Origin of the sequence: Alkalibacillus salilacus, assembly GCF_030812915.1 — a bacterium.
Lineage (GTDB): Bacteria > Bacillota > Bacilli > Bacillales > Alkalibacillaceae > Alkalibacillus > Alkalibacillus salilacus.
Window position 1 is genome coordinate 88,477 of the sequence record NZ_JAUSTQ010000006.1, and the last position, 16,845, is coordinate 105,321.

Here is a 16,845-nt window from a genome sequence, read left to right on the forward strand (position 1 = left end):
AGCGGCAACAATTTTATATTAGTTTAACAATAAACAAAAAAGTAGACCAGCTAAAGTTTAAATCTTTAGCTGGTCTATTATATTAGCCAACATCTTGGCTCGTTGTATAACTTTGGATAAGAGGTGTTAAGGCTTGGCGTTCCGTATCATTCAATGGGATGAGAGGGAGACGGACGCTTCCGACAGGTACTCCAATTTGATTAAGTGCTTCTTTAACTGGAGTTGGACTTGGTGCTGAGAACATTGCATTCATAAACGGCATCACATATCCATGCATTCTAGCAGCATAAGCCGTGTCGCCATTTCGATGTGCGTTTAACATATCCTGCATTTCATTGCCGAGAATATGCGATGAAACAGATACCACACCAATACCGCCAACTGCGAATGTAGGAAGTGTTTGGCTGTCCTCGCCTGTATAAAGCGTGAAATCATCACTAGTTTGATTAATGATTGTCGTTACTTGATCAAGATCACCGCTCGCTTCTTTAATAGATACAATGTTATCAACTTGAGATAAGCGAACAATCGTATCAGCTGTCATACCAACAGCACTACGGCCTGGAATGTTGTAAAGCATCACAGGTGTTTCAATGCTTTCGGCGATTGTGCTGAAGTGTTGGAACATTCCTTCTTGAGAAGGTTTGTTGTAGTAAGGAGTTACGAGCATAACTGCGTCGACACCAATGGATTCAGCTTCTTGTGATAACTGGATAGATGCACGCGTATTATTAGATCCTGTATTGGCAATGACGGGAACGCGGCCATTGACTTCTTCTGTTACAAAACGGAAAAGCTGTAACTTCTCTTCATGTGTTAATGTCGGTGATTCACCTGTTGTGCCGGCTACGACTAAACCGTCAGTACCATTGTTTAACAAATAATTAATGAGTGTACGTGTTGCATCAAAATCAACATCACCTTGTTGATCGAATGGGGTTACCATAGCTGTTAATACTTGTCCGAAATTCATCTAATCACACACCTTTTGTTAATATTTTTCCTGTCCTTCTAGGTGTGGAGGACCAAAAAAGCAACAACGAAGCGACTGGGCCCGTTGTTGCTTTAGAACGTCAAAATGTCCTAAGTCAGATAGCCCTCCATATAGTAGCCTATATGACAGCCCTGCACTTCTTTAATGCAGAACCAGCTTCATGACTGTGAGCATCATAAAGCTTCGGCAAATCCCCCTTTCCTCATGCATCGCAAGAGCTCACTCTCCTCAACACAAGTACTTATGGTGTTTGCGCCTCTATCCTTACTTTAAATTCGTTTAAAATAAGAACGTTTAAGTTGTAATTTTACTGTACCAAAGTTCCCGTACTAAAACAAGTTATTTACCCGAAAACTTAACGCTTTTATGACAAGTGAGCATGGAATAAATGAAATATGTTAAAATTTGAATGATTAGATGACAGTTAAGGAAATAGGAGGGAGTTAGATGGACCAACACATCATCTTTTTTGACTTAGATGGGACATTGCTTGATCGGTCTAAAAGTGTACCTGAATCAGCACGACAAGCGGTCCAAACGTTAAAGGAAAACGGGCATATCGTCGCGATTGCAACTGGACGAGCTCCGTTTATGTACGAACATGTAAGGAAGCAGCTAAACATTGATACATATATTAGTTTTAACGGGCAATATGTAGTGTTAGATGGAGACGCAATTTACCACAATCCACTTAAGCCTAACAGTTTAGAACGTATGGTGGAACAAGCAAATGCAAACGATCATCCTATGGTGTACCTCGATCAAGAAGATATGAAAGCCAATGTTCAATCGAGTAGTTATGTGTCAGAGGCGATTGCGACATTGAAACTTGGACAAATAGCTGATTATGACCCGACATATAAAGAACGTGATATATATCAAGGGTTACTGTTTTGTAAAGCAGGAGAAGAGCAAGAGTATGAAGCGGCTTATCCTGAATTTGACTTTATCCGTTGGCACCCTTATTCAGTTGATGTTATTCCTCAAGGGGGATCAAAAGCAGAAGGGATCCAACATGTGCTCAATCAAGTTGACTTACCAGAAGACCGCGTCGTTGTCTTCGGTGATTCTCTGAACGACTTAGAAATGTTAGCGCAATTCAAGCACAGCTTTGCGATGGAGGATGGTCACGACCGTGCGAAAGAAACCGCATCATATATAACGCCTGATGCTGACCGAGATGGTATTGAGCAAGGATTGAAAAAATTAGGGTTGATTTAAGATGGTTGCGGTTGCCTAACAGCTTCTGCATAAAGGTGCACACTGACATTAAAATAGGCTATTTCACACGTGAATTCTCAATCGAATTCACGTGTTTTTTTGTTGTAATACCGATTTAATTGAGTGCTAGTTAATCATTCTATTAAATATTTATATAAATCTAGATAAAAAGAAAATTATGTTAAAATTGGGTGTGAGAAATTAGTGTAAAAAGTTGTACTTAAACTAGCGTTTGGAATTTTTGTGTAAAAAATCTAGAAAAAGTGGGTGTGAGAAGTTGACAATTGATAAAGCAACTCTTAGAGAGCATCTAGAAAATATGGAGCGAAGTCATTTAAAGCCAGATAACCGAATTTCTAGTGACTTTTTTGAAGAATTGCTAGCAGATGATTTCATTGAATTTGGAAGTTCTGGGGGCGTTAGTTATAAGAAGGATTGTATAGGAGAAGATGGAGTTGGGGTTCGAGACTTATCCCTTAATGACTTTGAAATAAGCCTACTATCTTCTGATGTTGTATTAGCTACATACCGAGTTAAAGATAAAACACGCCAACAGGATACGTTAAGAAGTACCATCTGGAAATTTAGAGATGGTAGGTGGCAAATGTTCTTTCATCAGGGCACGATCGTTAAACCGTGATAAAACTTATTTAAATATTATATTGTCTTCTTCGGAAATGCTAGCTTATTGTGTTAACGGATGTAATGTTGGTTGAAAAAGATAAAACTTTTACGGTTAGGTTTAATGCTAAATAAAGGGGAGAATAATTTGAGGATTAAACTTATAGTGTTATTTTTGATCATTTTAATTGCTATAACTGGTTGTTCAGAAGATGAACACGAACGTGAATTTACATTTGAAGGTGAATCAGATAATTGGTCAGTAAATATTACCGGGGTTTATTCCCAGGGGGCAGAGGATGTTTATGGAAATGCTGATGCGACATTCACCTATAAAGGAGAAGAGGATATAAGGTCCATCGTTATTAGTACATATACGACAGGAAATCGAGCAAAAATTTCTAAAGAGTTGGATCATCTATCAGGTGACGAAAAAGTAGAATCTAACTATGGAAATTATCGGTTTTGGTTATTGAATGAGCAAGGTCATGATATTCTTGTCGATTTTAAGTGGAGGGAAGGGGATAAAAACTCTAAGAAAGAAGAAAAAATCACCTTAAGAAAAGTTGATTAAATAATGTATTGAAAAGCCTATTGATTTTTCAATATAAAACGATTTTATTACAAAAATTATAAATCATGTTCTTAAACAGGTGGAGTAGTTATGTCTAATAAGTTGTAGAGTTGAAAAAAGGGGAGATAAAATGGGGGAAACAGAATGGGATATAGAAGAAGTTAAACATTTAAAAACGAAGCAATTAATCCAATTCAATCTTTTGATGCTGTTGTTATTCGTGCTGATCGGTTATTTTGCCGAGAATAGAAATGTACTCGTTCTTTATGGAATGTTTTGTGTATTATTATGGATAATAGTAGCTGGCACTTTGTACATTCTAACGACAGGAAAGTTTGTTGGTACAAAGACAAATAGGCGGGTGCAGGAGTTTGATAGAACTCAATTAGGAGAGAAACGCTGGAAAAGAAGAAGAATAATCGAGTTACTTTTCATGAGTTTGTTAAGTATCATTGTCACAGTTTTAACGTTTGTTGAGGATTATGAAACTGCAATCTTTAACTTTCCTATCGATGCTTTTCCGTTTATGGGTGCTTGGTTAGGCTTAAATATTGGAGAAATGATCAGAATACACAATTTGTAAGGGTGATTGAAATACTAGAAGGAGCCGTGTTCAAGTAACGAGTACTGTCATTGAATCTGGAAATTAATGATTAAAAAACGCTCAGAATATTTTCTGAGCGCTTTAGTTTGTTATTTATAAAGCGAAGCGGGGTGGACGAATTGGTTAATACATTAAGTTGTTGTAGCATTCGCAATGGCTTCATTTAATTGACTAACAATATCATCGCCTTCTTCAATACCGATTGAAATACGAACGACGTAATCATTAATGCCGAGATTTTCTTTTTCTGTATCCGTTAACGCTCGGTGCGAGGTCTTGCTTGGGTAGGACACAGTTGTTTCTACACCAGCTAATGTTGGAGCAATTTTGATCCAACCAAGTGATTTGAAAAATGTTGCTACATCGAGGTCATGTGCCAATTCAATCGTGACGATTGCACCATTGCCACGACTTGAAACATTCTTAGGGTAATAGACTTGCTTCACGCTATTATTTTCTTCGAGATGCATCGCCACTTGTTGAGCATTGGCAGATTGCTCACGCATACGTAAAGCCAGCGTTTTCGCCCCGCGTTCTGTTAGCCATGCCTCAAAAGGACTTAGATTCATACCAAGTCCAACAACTTTTTTGTTGGCTAGGGCGATTAAATCGTTATCCCCGACTAAGACACCAGATGTCACATCGCTATGACCACCAATGTATTTCGTCGCACTATGTACAACTAAATCGATTCCCCATGTATAAGGGTTTAATAAATATGGGGTGGCGAATGTGTTGTCGACCATTGTTTTGAGGTTATGACCCTTTGCAATCTCGACGATTGTTTTTAAATTCTCGACACGTAAAAATGGATTAGTGATTGACTCTGTCATCAATAGCTTCGTGTTCGACTGAATTGCTTCTTTAATAGCATCAGAAGAACTAAAGTCGACTAACGTATACTCGATTCCTAAGCTTGATAATTGTTTGGTAATTAATTGTTGCGTACCGCCATATAGATCCTGTGCCGCGACAATGTGCTCGCCTGCTTGAACGACGGATAAAATTCCGGCCATAATCGCCGAAATGCCAGAAGAGGACGCAACCCCAGCTGGTGCTTGTTCAAGCTGGGCAATGGTTTGGCCTAATTCTGCGTTGTTGGGATTGTTCTCGCGTGTATAAAGATACGGCACCTCACCATCGTAATACTGTTCGATGTGGTCAAGGTCGTTAAATGTAAAGGCTGAAGTTTGATAGATCGGCGTTGTTTTCGATGTCGTTGCTTCAGACTGATTAATTTGTTGATGCACGATTTGTGTATGGAATGATTGTTTGGTCATTTGTTTCACCTCGTTGTCGTTATACTATGATTTATAGTATAACCGATACGACTAAGTCGCTGTCAAAAGTTAATCACCGTTACGAATCGTATTGTTAACCATGACATAATCAACTGTTCTTAGTGCTTCGAGAGTTGTGCCACCTGCATAAGAGATCGCTGACTGTAAATCTTCAGTCATGCTTTGCAAAGTGTCTTGTAGAGCGCCTTTATATGGTACATGGAGTTTCTTACCTTCGACATTTTTTCGTTCGCCTTTTTGAAATTCAGAAGCAGAGCCGAAATAAGTCTTAAAGGTAGTACCTTCTACAGTCACGAGTTCACCAGGAGATTCATCATGGCCAGCGAAAAGTGATCCAATCATCACCATAGATGCGCCGAAACGAATTGATTTAGCAATATCACCGTGAGTGCGAATGCCGCCGTCTGCGATAATCGGTTTGGTGGCCACTTCAGCGCACCACTGAATAGCGTTTAATTGCCACCCACCTGTACCGAAGCCAGTTTTTAACTTCGTGATACAAGCCTTCCCAGGTCCAATTCCAATTTTAGTAGCATCAGCACCTGCTTCTTCTAAATCTTTTACACCCTCAGGCGTGCCGACATTACCCGCGATGACAAAACTGTTAGGTAGTTCACGCTTAATCGTTTGAATCATATGAATGACTGCGTCGGAATGCCCGTGAGCAACGTCAATTGTAATATAGTCTGGTTCGAGTTCTGCAGCAGCTAAATCTTGGATAAGCATGATCTCTTCTTCTTTGACACCAATACTTATAGATGCAATTAGCCCTTCTTGTTTCATTGTTTGCACGAAATTGAAACGACGTTCAGGGTTAAAACGATGCATGATATAGAAGTAATGGTTTTGGGCTAGGGTTTGAGCTAGGTCTTCATCGATCACCGTTTGCATATTGGCTGGTACGGCAGGAAGACGAAACCAGTGTGGACCAAATTGAATAGATGGATCACATTCCTTACGGCTTTGGACAATACATTTATTCGGGATTAATTGAATATCTTCATAATCGAAACATGTGTTCATGATAAATCACTCCTAAAAACGAATGTTTTATAATCTTTGTTGGTTTTTGTTCGCTCCAAGTAATACGATAACGGATTGAGTATAATAATTCAATAGGCTTGAGGTAAAAAATGAACTTTATTATAAGTTTAATTAAAATTGTTCGGTTTTTAATCAAAAAACCTACATCTAGTTGAGATGTAGGTTAGTAAGGTTGCCAAATTCTTTCGATTGTAGTATCCGTTTCAGAAATCGTTAATAGATGAACATCTGGGTTTGTGAGACGAGAGAAGGCAGCCCCGTAACCGAAATGGTGGAACAGCAGTGGAATAATGCCACCGTGAGATACAATAGCTGTTGGGGTGTTAGACTGTTTCTTAATATCATCTATGGCCTCAATCGCACGCTTTCGTTTATTTTCTGGCGAATCAGTTTCGATTGGTGTGAACGAGACATCTTGAAATTGATTGTTTAAATGTGTGAGCCATCGTGAAAATTGCCTCTCTTTAATTAATCCTTCGCTAATTCTTCGATCTAGTTCAATCGGATAACCGTGTTCTCGGGCGAAGGGTTCAATCGTATGGACAGCACGTATAAATGGGCTGGTTACAATTCGATCGATCTCGTATTGATTTAAAAATTTAGCTAAACTGTCTGCTTGATGTTCACCTATTGTGGTTAGGGGTGCTTCAGGTTCTTGACCAGTCGCTTGTGCATGACGAATGATATAAATATGTTGTGTCATTTGATCACCTCAGTATCTGATTATTTCCCGATGGAGCTAAAGACTAAACGTTGTGTTGTCATAACAATTATGTAACAATTAAACTATCATTTTCGAAAGAAAGGCTGATATTTGATGTTGCAATGGCAAGAAGAGCGAGTGATTCCTGTCCATATTGATTATGTATGGACGTTATTTCAACCAGATCAACTTCAACGAATTATGCCAAACGTTGTGAAGCACGAAATAATTGAAGGTGAGCCGGGTGTAGTCGGCGCAAAATACGAACAATCTTATCAAGAAGGGAAACGTATTGAGACATACATTGTTGAAACGATTAAACATAGCGACCAACCAGATGAAAAAAATTGGCGTATTCAGTTTTCGATTGGAAAGGCATTTAAAATTGAAACCGAATATACACTGAAAAAACAAAGTGAATCAGAGACACTTTTTATTTATGAAGGGCAAAATGAAGGGACTAATTGGTTCGGAAAATTGATGATGAAGCTGATGTCTCGAAAAAGTAATGATCAAGTACTCACGACGTTTATGGAACGCGTCGAAGAAGAAGCTAAAAAAGAAGCGGGTAAAGCGTAGTCATTTGGCTACGCTTTGTCATTACCCGATCACTTTTGCAATAAATTTGCGGTTACGTGGACCGTCAAATTCACAGAAATAAAGGCCTTGCCAGGTGCCTAAGACGAGTTCACCTTGATCAATAATCAATGTTTGAGCATGGCCGACTGTGCTTGTCTTCATATGTGCAGCTGTATTGCCTTCCATATGACGGTCTTGTGAGTCATTCCAAGGATAAAGTTCACGGAATCGTCTAAGCATATCCGTTTTGACATCAGGATCGGCGTTTTCGTTCACGGTTAAACCAGCTGTGGTATGCATGGAGCTAACAACAATAACGCCGTCTTGTAAGCCAATCTGCTTGATCCATGATCTGATTTCGTCAGTGACATCAACCATTTGGTCATGATGGTCTGTTTTGAGTTGGAATGTTTTTAACATATTGATTTCTCCTTTAGAAAAAAGTTTGATTTTATCTTAACATGAATGAGAGCTAAATGAGGTGACGTTTGATGACAGGTTTAGTAATAGCAATCGTGATCTTAGGTGTTATGAGCTTACTGCTTTATTTAACACCAACATTTTTTGCGATCAATAATCAGCATCCGCATCGTACCTTGATTGTTGTTGCTAATCTATTAATTGGATGGACGTTAGTGGCCTGGATTGGTCTACTAGTCTGGTCAATGAAACCTGAATGGCAGTTTTAATAGTGGTGATTTTAAATGACAACCTTTGTTAAAGTCCGTTGTCGAGATTGTGATACGCTCCCGGTGGACGCTTTCCGCGGGCACAGCTCGAGCCTCCTCAGCCAAAAAGCGCAGCCTGCGGGGTCTCGAGACTCGTGCTATTCCCGTGACGACCCGGACGGTCTAATGTCGACGTTGGTCACAGGACGTGACCGTTTTTAGCCGACCAGGAGTCGCCACCTTCGCTTCTCACAATTCAACAACTTAGTGCTAGATCAATATAAAAGCAATGCTAAACTTTAACAGAGACGAACGACAAAGACACTTGAATAACTTACCAAAAAGCTATGAAATCCTGTTGTGTCAGGAATTTGAATGATTCTGAGTAGCATCCATAATTTGGTTTCCTTAATACTCTTGTCCTGTTGCGAGGTCACCCCCCATACTGATAGGCGTTGGGGGTCAACAAAAAGGAGGAACTTATGATGTTAAGAACAACAGGATTAACGATCTTAATGGTCATGTTGTCAGTGGTGTTTGTTGTCACACCAAGTTCAGCTGATATTGAACAACAGTATGAACAAGTACAATTCAATAATACAAATTGGTTCAATGTTTGGGATTGGTTTAACCAGCCTGAGCAGAATCAAAACACCGATCAAACTGATCAACAAGAAACAGAGCAAGAACAAGCGAATGATCAAATAGAAGAATCTAATCAAACAGATCAAGAGCAAGTCGATCAGTCAACAGAAGGGCATTCATTCGAAGAACAGGTTGTCAATCTAGTGAATGAAGAAAGAGAGAAACGTGGGTTACAACCTTTAACACGTTCACAGGAACTAAGTAACGTGGCTCGCGATAAATCACAAGACATGGCGAACCAAGGTTACTTCAGTCACCAGTCGCCGACGTATGGTTCTCCATTTGATATGATGTCAGATTACGGAATCGATTACCGTCGTGCTGGGGAGAACATTGCGCAAGGACAGCGCTCTCCAGAGTCTGTTATGCAAGGTTGGATGAATAGTGAAGGGCACCGCGAAAACATCTTAAACGACCAATTCACGCATATCGGCGTTGGCTATGTAGAATCACAAGGAACAACGTATTGGACACAAATGTTCATTACTAAATAGAAGCTCATAGAATGAGGATGTGCTATTAGTGCATCCTCTTTAATTTTGAAATAACTTCTCTAAGTTATTTCAATACTAAGTTGATTTATGAGATAAATTCGATTGATTATTTCAAAACTGAGGGGAAATTTGAAATTAATTCGAAATCTACCTAAGTTCTTTAAAGCGAATAAGTCGTGTGCTATAATATTTTTGGAATTGAATACGGGGCATTAGCTCAGCAGGGAGAGCGTCGTGCTGGCAGCGCGAAGGTCATCGGTTCGAGCCCGATATGCTCCATCGATCAACACAAGCGGAACATTCTGGCTTGTGTTTTTTAATAAAACCACAACTGACTTACTCGTACTAATAGGAAGATTAATGTCAATTCAGTAGACTATTTTCATGATCTCAATATCAAGTCCTCCCACTCGTGCATCATTTTTTCGATTTCCCAAGCTTTTCATGTTAATTATAGGGAGAAATAGCGTATAATGTAGTTAGTTACTATACAGAAGGGGCCATAACTATGATTAGAATGTTGTTGGTCGTAGCTATTGTGTTCGGAATTTTATATTTCTTTCCGGTTCAACAGCTGATCACAGATGGAGAAGACCGTGTTACGATCGGTGAAGCGACTGAAGATGCGCAAGAACGTTTTTCGTCGATTGATTTCGAGTCAGTGGCTTTGCAGGTTGTTAATACAGTAGACGATATGGCAGATAGGTTAATGAACCTCGATCAAGAGGCGACACCAACGTTTAACCCAAGTCAGATGGAAAACCAAGAAACGACGAATGATATAGATACGGCTGATTTTGAGATCCAAGAATTAGAGAAAGAAGTTCATGAACTTGTAAATGAAAAACGAGCAGAACATGATCTGAATCGTTTAGAATTCTCAGAAGAAGCAAGTGTTGTAGCGCGAGAAAAATCGCGTGATATGGCAGTTAATAATTACTTCGCTCACGAATCACCAACTTATGGTAGTCCGTTCGATATGATGGATGAATTTGGATTAACTTACCGACAAGCTGGAGAAAACCTAGCAAAAGGTCAGCGTACGGCTGAAGAAGTGATGGAAGGTTGGATGAACAGCGAAGGTCACCGCGAAAATATTTTACATGAAGACTTTACTCATATTGGGGTTGGTTATGTAAAAGACGGCGGTCAAACTTATTGGACACAAATGTTTATCGGCAAATAAGAAAGTCGCATCCAGTTAAGGGTGCGACTTTTTAATTACCTTGGAATAATCGGTAAAAGGATATGCGATGGGTGTTCATGATCATGATAAATAGTTTGGTGAGCGGTTTGGATTTCAGTTGTATCTTTGAGTGTTACGCCTGTATTTGGGTTCGCGTCATACACAGGGAAGTTGCTTGATGAGATTTGGATGCGTATGGCATGCCCTTGTAAAAAGACCTGACTTGTAGCCCAAAGATCAATCTCGAATAAAGTTATTTGATTAGCTTTAAAATCGGGATGTTGATGTGTGGCTCGAACGATTCCTTCAGTGACATTGATTGAACGACCATCTGGCAGTACGTCTGTTATTTTTACAGTAAAATCTGTATTAATGGCGTCTGATGATGCGTAAATATTAGCTTTTACAGGTCCAGTGACTTCAAGAGGTTTCTGTAGCTTCTCGCTTGTAAAAACAAGTACATCATCTCGTAATTCTATACTTTGTTGATCAAGTGGTCCTGTATTGACATTATGCATTAATAACGTTGGACCACCTTTTGTAGGCACTGGATCTTTAGGGTCATAATCATATGTTGAAAAACTATTCGTCTCATTTGGATGTTGAAAGTCTAGTCCTTCATTGGTGACATACAGTGGTTTGTAATTTGTTCGATTTAGTGGCCATTCATATTCAGAACGCCATTGATTGTCTCCCATAACGAATAACTGAATAGGTGCCTCATAGTCAACTAAATCGCTAGAAGTTCCTTTTAACCAATAATTAAACCATTCAATATGAAGTGACGTGAGATCGTATTGGCCGTTTATCTGGTCATCTGATGCTTTTAATCCGAAATAACGCTCACCGAAAAAAGGACTAAAAACGCCATGCCCCCAAGGACCGATGATTAATTTTTGATTTTCATTTTGAGGATGTATTTTAGCATAATTATCAATGGTTTGGTTTAGAAAACAATCATACCAACCAGCCAAATGCAGCCCGGGAATATTCACATTCTCAATCGAAAATTGATCCTCATTCTCCATTAGATTATTGTTCATGTAACGAACGTATAAATCATATAAGGCGGAATGTTTTTTAGCGGGTGGCCATGCTTCATATGGTGTGTAGGAATGCCACTGTAAAATTTGGTCTAGGTCATTTATCAGTATTTCTTCTGTTTTTTCGTACTCTGTATCTGACTGCTTGCGTTTTAAATAATCGGGTGCAACTGAGTCCAAGATCCAAGTTTGTAGCTTACCTAATTCGATTGCACCACCTCGATGTGAGAAGCCATTCACAACATCATGACCTGTAAATGCAGGAAATAAGGCTTTTAACGAAGGAGGATTTGTCATCGCAGCAAATAGTTGTGTGAACCCATAATAAGACAAGCCAAACATACCTATTTTACCATTGCTGTAGGGCAATGAAGCAGCCCATTCGACACTGTCATGTCCGTCATAGAATTCTTGTTGAAAGGGATGGAATTCTCCTTCAGATGAAAAACGCCCACGTACATCTTGGATAATCACGACATAACCAGCTAATGCAATTCGAATTGGATCAATATAACGATGAGAGAAGTTGGGTAGATTTTTGTTGTAGGGTAATCGAGTTAAAAGAGCTGGCCATTCACCGTCTTGATTCGGACGATAGACATTGGCGTATAATGTTGTACCATCACGTAATTCGCAAGGGACATCACGTTCGATTATGATTTGTTCAGACATCATGTCACTCCTTAATAGAATTTGATAGTAAAAGGTCTGCCTTGTATAAAGGCAGACCAATTTTGATTATTTAAAAGGGGGAGTTTAGTTACCTAGCATTTCATCAACTTTATCTTGGTTATTATCGATCCACTCTTGTGCAACTTCCTCTTCGTTTTGTCCATCCTCAATTTTAACAATCATTTCTTCGACATCTTCAATCGCAATGTTCCAATTAGAAAGGAAGTCATATACGTCAGAATGATCTTCAGAAACTTGATTGTTTGTTACAACATGAATAGTTGATGATTCGAAAAATTCACCTGATTCATCTTCAACCACTTTCAAATCAAACTCATTAAACATCGTGTGTGGTCTCCAGCCATAGAAAATAACTGGTTCTTCATTGCTGATTTTACGTTGTGCTTCAGCGATCATGCCGCCTTCAGATGAGTTAACTTGTTCGAAATCAAGATTGTTTGCTTCAATAAAGTTATCGATCTCTTCTGTTGCGCTAGCACCTTCTTCAATACCGTAAATCTCATTGCCAAACATATCTTCATTTCCTTCAAGATCAGCCGTAGTTTCGATACCTTCAACGTATGAAGGAACAACTAGACCTGATGAAGCATCTTCATAACTGATAGAAGTGCTTTCGATTGAGTCTTCATATTCATCAAAGTAGTTCTCGTGGACAGGCATCCAAGAATCCATGTATACATCAATATCACCACGGGAAAGTCCCATGAAAATCGAGCTTACATCGGCTTGTGTCTCTTCAACTGTGTAACCCATATCTTCAATGATTAATTTTGCAATCTTTGTAGGAGGCACAGTACTGCTCCAAGGGGTAACTCCCATCGTAATAGTCCCTTTATCTTCTGATGAGCTATTGTCACCACTACCTTCACCGTTACTGTCGCCAGATCCGCCACACGCAGCAAGAGCGATTAGAGCAAATGCTGTAAACGTTATTAATAGTTTCTTCATGAAAAATCTCTCCTTTATAGTTTTATAGATTTATTTTGTATTTTGACCGATTCCTTGAGTGATTCGGTCTAAAATAATCGCTAGTACAACAATTCCTAAACCACCAACAAGGCCGAGGCCAATATTAACCCGTGAAATGGATGTTAATACTGTTGCTCCCAGTCCAGGAGCGCCAATCATTGAAGCGATTACAGCCATCGATAGTGATAACATAATCGTTTGGTTCACACCTGCCATGATACTTGGTACAGCAAGTGGTAATTGGACTTTAAATAGAAGCTGTTTTGACGTAGAACCGAATGCTTTTGATGCTTCGATTACTTCTTTTGGTACGTGTCGAATGCCTAAGTTTGTCATACGGACAGCAGGTGGAGCTGCGAAGATAAATGTTGCAATCACAGCTGACACGCCACCTAAACCGAATAGTAAAACGGCAGGGATTAAGTAAACGAAACTTGGTAGTGTCTGCATGAAATCCAATGTCGGTCTTACAACCGCTTGAACCTTATTGTTCATAGCACTAAAGATACCGACTGGAATACCGACTACTAATGAGACAAAGGTGGATACAATGACAATGGATAGTGTATTCATTGACTCTTCCCAAATATCGACGGAGCCCAGGTAAAGCATGCCAATTAATGTAAAGAAGGCTAGACCTTTACCTCCTAGTCGCCAAGCGATTATAACCAGGATCAATGTGAATAATTCAGCTGGAATAAATAATAATGAACTGGTTACAAAATCAACGAAACTATTCAAGACAACACTAATTGACTCAAATGCACTACTAAATGTTGGTAGAAACCATTCATTCACGAAAGTATTTGTCCATTGTTCTAACGGAAAGTAGAAATAGTTCATGCTTCAGTCACCTCCTCGTCATGTTCTTTACCTAGAACAAGCCCTGAAAGAATAGAGACCCGAGAAATAATTCCGAGTAATCTGTTGTCTTCATCGAGTACAACAATCGGATACTTCGTTTCTACAGCAATCCCAATCAAATCATTTAAAGGTGTGTCAGGTGTTGTCTTATGAATATCTTGTTTTAATACGTCCTCCATAGGTATGTCTTCTTTGTGAGAGCGGATCGCATCATCAATCGTTAATAAACCTTGGAAACGTTCATCACGGTCAACTACGAAAATACTTGATGCTCCAAACTCTTCCATTTTACGGACGGCTGTACGTGGTCCGTTTTTATATGTCGTTAATACTTCAGGTCGTCTCATGACTTGTGATGCATCTAATACTTTGGAACGGTCAACGTCTTTAACGAAGTTGCTCACGTAATCGTTTGCAGGATTTTCTAAAATCTCTTCAGACGAACCGATTTGTACGATTTGGCCATCTTTCATAATAGCGATCCGATCCCCTAGCTTAAGTGCTTCGTCCAAATCGTGTGTAATAAATAATACGGTTTTGCCGAGTCGTTTTTGTAAACGAAGTAGTTCATCTTGCATGTCTTTACGAATAAGTGGATCGAGTGCGCTGAAAGCTTCGTCCATTAGTAATATATCTGTATCATTTGCAAGTGCACGAGCAAGACCTACACGTTGTTGCATCCCACCACTTAATTCGCTAGGGTAACTGTTCTCGTAACCATTAAGACCAACGTCTGCGATGGATTGTTTAGCCTTTTCAATTTGTTTTTCTTTCTCTACACCTTGAATTTCTAAACCATAAGCGACGTTACCGATCACAGTTCGGTGAGGGAATAGGCCAAAGTTTTGGAAAACCATGCCTAATTTCTGACGTCGGGCTTCAATTAAGTCTTCTTTATTCATATTGGTGATTTCTTCATCATCAATATAAACATGACCTGATGTCGGTTCAATCAGACGATTCACAAGTCTGATGAGCGTTGATTTACCACTGCCAGAAAGGCCCATAATAACGAATATTTCACCTTCTTCCACATTGAAGGAAGCTTGATTTACACCGACAGTGTTGCCTGTATCAGCTAATATCTCATCTTTTGAATAGCCTTGATTTAATCGTTCTAATCCTTGTTTCGGGTTTTGACCAAAAACTTTTGTAATGTGACTTACAGAAATTTTACTCATAAACATTCTCCTTTTTCGAAAGGGAAGAGGAGGATTATTTTTGACGATTAATCCCTATCGTTCTTCCAACTTGTTTCGGTTTGTCTAAATGTTCATGTTCACGCCAAATGGATTGAATATTGGCTTGGACTGGTTCGATAAATGGTGCTGGTTTGCCGATCGATTGATCGATTCCCATTAGCATTTGCTCACTTGTTGCAATCAGTGCGTTTTGTTCATTAGTCATGGAAAATAACACATGTAATCTTTTGGCATCATGATCAATTAATTGCACTTGTACGATTAACGGTTCATTTTCGTGTGCTTCTTTTAAGTAGCATAAATGGGTTTCAAGTGTGAAAATTGTATAGGCTTCCTGTTCAATGACTTCATGGTTTAGTCCGATATGGTCCATAAATGCATCTACAGCATGACTGAACATCCGAGCATATTCGGCATCATTCATATGTCCGTTGTAATCGACCCATTCTGGATGAACATGATCTTGATACTTGAATGGTTGCATGGTTTCACCTCGCTTAAGGCCAATAATCTTCTACTAAATCAATGAGTTTAACGAGAAATTCATTGCGTTGTCGTTCTAATTCAGCTACTGACCGATCTCCAGCATGTGTTTCACAACCTGCAATGACTCGTTCTTGTAGTTCTTCGGTCAGTTCAGGCGCTTCTAATTTAGTCCAAGGTAGTTTTAGCGCAGGACCAAACTGTTTAAGCATATGGCGCATGCCTTCTTGACCTCCAGCTAAATGGAAGGTCATGAATGGACCCATTTGTGCCCAGCGGAGTCCTGCACCGTAAGTGATAGCTTTGTCTACTTCTTCCGTTGTAGCAATGCCATCATTAACTAAATGTAAAGCCTCCCGCCATAAAGCTTCCATCAGACGATCAGCTACAAATCCTTCGATTTCGTTCTCTATAATCATTGGCTTCATGCTAGCTGACTCATAGAATGCATAAGCTTGTTGCTCAAATTCTTTTGTGGTTTCTTCACCACCAACAATTTCAACAAGTGGTAATAGATAAACAGGATTAAATGGATGAGCCACAACGAATCGCTCAGGGTATTTCATCTTTTCTTGTAGTTCAGTTGGTTTAATACCTGAAGTGCTTGAACCGATTATGGCAGTGGGTTTAGCGAATTGATCGATTTCTGCCAAAACATTTTGCTTTAGCTCTGTTCGTTCAGGCACATTTTCTTGAATTAAATCCGCATCAAGTACAGCTTCTTCTAAGGAAGAAACAAATGTTAAGCGGTCGCGACTAGCATCTTCATGGAGGCCGAGTTGTTCAACGGATTCCCATGCATGATCTATTGATTGCCTTGCGCGAGTTTCTGCACCATCAGCTGGGTCAAAGGCTACGACATCGAATCCATTAGCGAGAAAACGAGTGATCCAGCCATTACCGATGACACCAGTTCCGATGATTGCGACTTTTCTAGATGTTTGTTCGTTCGCCATA

At 39.4% G+C, this 16,845-nt stretch carries 19 protein-coding genes, 1 tRNA gene and 1 riboswitch; of the genes, 9 read left to right on the plus strand and 11 right to left on the minus strand.

The window, feature by feature from the left end:
• Positions 1-82: 82 nt before the first annotated feature.
• The gene (gene dapA / locus J2S77_RS08680; RefSeq protein WP_306976498.1) at positions 83-973 is read right to left on the minus strand and encodes a 4-hydroxy-tetrahydrodipicolinate synthase; all 891 of its coding nucleotides are present in this window, start codon (positions 971-973) and stop codon (positions 83-85) included.
• Positions 974-1,085: 112 nt separating this feature from the next.
• Positions 1,086-1,263: riboswitch (Lysine riboswitch) on the minus strand.
• A gap of 178 nt (positions 1,264-1,441) precedes the next feature.
• Between dapA and J2S77_RS08685 the strand changes: the two genes are divergently transcribed.
• The 4 genes from J2S77_RS08685 to J2S77_RS08700 all read left to right on the plus strand — a co-directional run bounded on the left by J2S77_RS08685 (position 1,442) and on the right by J2S77_RS08700 (position 3,993).
• Positions 1,442-2,215, plus strand: coding sequence for a Cof-type HAD-IIB family hydrolase (locus tag J2S77_RS08685; protein ID WP_306976499.1), 774 nt, complete (start codon positions 1,442-1,444; stop codon positions 2,213-2,215).
• A 319-nt stretch (positions 2,216-2,534) separates the two neighbouring features.
• Positions 2,535-2,855, plus strand: a complete 321-nt coding sequence (locus J2S77_RS08690; protein WP_306976635.1) for a nuclear transport factor 2 family protein — start codon at positions 2,535-2,537, stop codon at positions 2,853-2,855.
• A gap of 72 nt (positions 2,856-2,927) precedes the next feature.
• Positions 2,928-3,410, plus strand: a complete 483-nt coding sequence (locus tag J2S77_RS08695) for a hypothetical protein (protein ID WP_306976501.1) — start codon at positions 2,928-2,930, stop codon at positions 3,408-3,410.
• A 130-nt stretch (positions 3,411-3,540) separates the two neighbouring features.
• Positions 3,541-3,993: a hypothetical protein gene (locus J2S77_RS08700; RefSeq protein ID WP_306976503.1), complete on the plus strand. Its 453-nt coding sequence runs from the start codon at positions 3,541-3,543 to the stop codon at positions 3,991-3,993.
• 152 nt (positions 3,994-4,145) lie between these two features.
• Here the strand turns inward: J2S77_RS08700 and J2S77_RS08705 are convergent, their stop codons facing one another.
• From J2S77_RS08705 to J2S77_RS08715, 3 genes are all read right to left on the minus strand, one after another.
• Entirely contained in the window at positions 4,146-5,294 is a 1,149-nt protein-coding gene (locus tag J2S77_RS08705) for a trans-sulfuration enzyme family protein (RefSeq protein WP_306976505.1), read from the minus strand.
• A 69-nt stretch (positions 5,295-5,363) separates the two neighbouring features.
• Positions 5,364-6,338, minus strand: a complete 975-nt coding sequence (locus J2S77_RS08710; protein WP_306976507.1) for a GMP reductase — start codon at positions 6,336-6,338, stop codon at positions 5,364-5,366.
• 184 nt (positions 6,339-6,522) lie between these two features.
• Positions 6,523-7,062, minus strand: a complete 540-nt coding sequence (locus J2S77_RS08715) for a histidine phosphatase family protein (protein WP_306976509.1) — start codon at positions 7,060-7,062, stop codon at positions 6,523-6,525.
• A 114-nt stretch (positions 7,063-7,176) separates the two neighbouring features.
• Between J2S77_RS08715 and J2S77_RS08720 the strand changes: the two genes are divergently transcribed.
• Complete coding sequence (locus J2S77_RS08720) at positions 7,177-7,641, plus strand: SRPBCC family protein (protein WP_306976511.1); 465 nt, start codon at positions 7,177-7,179, stop codon at positions 7,639-7,641.
• 21 nt (positions 7,642-7,662) lie between these two features.
• On the opposite strand, the gene J2S77_RS08725 is transcribed toward J2S77_RS08720, so the two are convergent.
• Positions 7,663-8,061, minus strand: coding sequence for a secondary thiamine-phosphate synthase enzyme YjbQ (locus J2S77_RS08725; RefSeq protein ID WP_306976513.1), 399 nt, complete (start codon positions 8,059-8,061; stop codon positions 7,663-7,665).
• Positions 8,062-8,132: 71 nt separating this feature from the next.
• Here J2S77_RS08725 and J2S77_RS08730 point away from each other — a divergent pair, with 71 nt between their 5' ends.
• From J2S77_RS08730 to J2S77_RS08745, 4 genes are all read left to right on the plus strand, one after another.
• Positions 8,133-8,330, plus strand: a complete 198-nt coding sequence (locus J2S77_RS08730) for a superinfection immunity protein (protein WP_306976515.1) — start codon at positions 8,133-8,135, stop codon at positions 8,328-8,330.
• A 464-nt stretch (positions 8,331-8,794) separates the two neighbouring features.
• Entirely contained in the window at positions 8,795-9,448 is a 654-nt protein-coding gene (locus J2S77_RS08735) for a CAP domain-containing protein (protein ID WP_306976517.1), read from the plus strand.
• Positions 9,449-9,654: 206 nt separating this feature from the next.
• A tRNA-Ala gene (locus J2S77_RS08740) sits at positions 9,655-9,727 on the plus strand.
• 229 nt (positions 9,728-9,956) lie between these two features.
• A complete protein-coding gene (locus J2S77_RS08745; protein WP_306976519.1) occupies positions 9,957-10,634 on the plus strand; it encodes a CAP domain-containing protein in 678 nt (225 codons plus the stop codon).
• Positions 10,635-10,669: 35 nt separating this feature from the next.
• Here the strand turns inward: J2S77_RS08745 and J2S77_RS08750 are convergent, their stop codons facing one another.
• The 6 genes from J2S77_RS08750 to J2S77_RS08775 form a co-directional block, all read right to left on the minus strand.
• Positions 10,670-12,349, minus strand: a complete 1,680-nt coding sequence (locus J2S77_RS08750; RefSeq protein WP_306976520.1) for a CocE/NonD family hydrolase — start codon at positions 12,347-12,349, stop codon at positions 10,670-10,672.
• Between the two features lie 84 nt (positions 12,350-12,433).
• Positions 12,434-13,318, minus strand: coding sequence for a glycine betaine ABC transporter substrate-binding protein (locus tag J2S77_RS08755; protein WP_306976522.1), 885 nt, complete (start codon positions 13,316-13,318; stop codon positions 12,434-12,436).
• A gap of 30 nt (positions 13,319-13,348) precedes the next feature.
• The gene (locus J2S77_RS08760) at positions 13,349-14,182 is read right to left on the minus strand and encodes an ABC transporter permease (protein ID WP_306976526.1); all 834 of its coding nucleotides are present in this window, start codon (positions 14,180-14,182) and stop codon (positions 13,349-13,351) included.
• Entirely contained in the window at positions 14,179-15,384 is a 1,206-nt protein-coding gene (locus tag J2S77_RS08765) for a quaternary amine ABC transporter ATP-binding protein (RefSeq protein ID WP_306976528.1), read from the minus strand. The genes J2S77_RS08760 and J2S77_RS08765 overlap by 4 nt, the downstream gene beginning before the upstream one ends.
• Positions 15,385-15,418: 34 nt before the next feature.
• Positions 15,419-15,889, minus strand: a complete 471-nt coding sequence (locus J2S77_RS08770) for a thioesterase family protein (protein ID WP_306976529.1) — start codon at positions 15,887-15,889, stop codon at positions 15,419-15,421.
• Positions 15,890-15,902: 13 nt separating this feature from the next.
• A complete protein-coding gene (locus J2S77_RS08775; protein ID WP_306976531.1) occupies positions 15,903-16,844 on the minus strand; it encodes an L-carnitine dehydrogenase in 942 nt (313 codons plus the stop codon).
• Position 16,845: the final 1 nt, after the last annotated feature.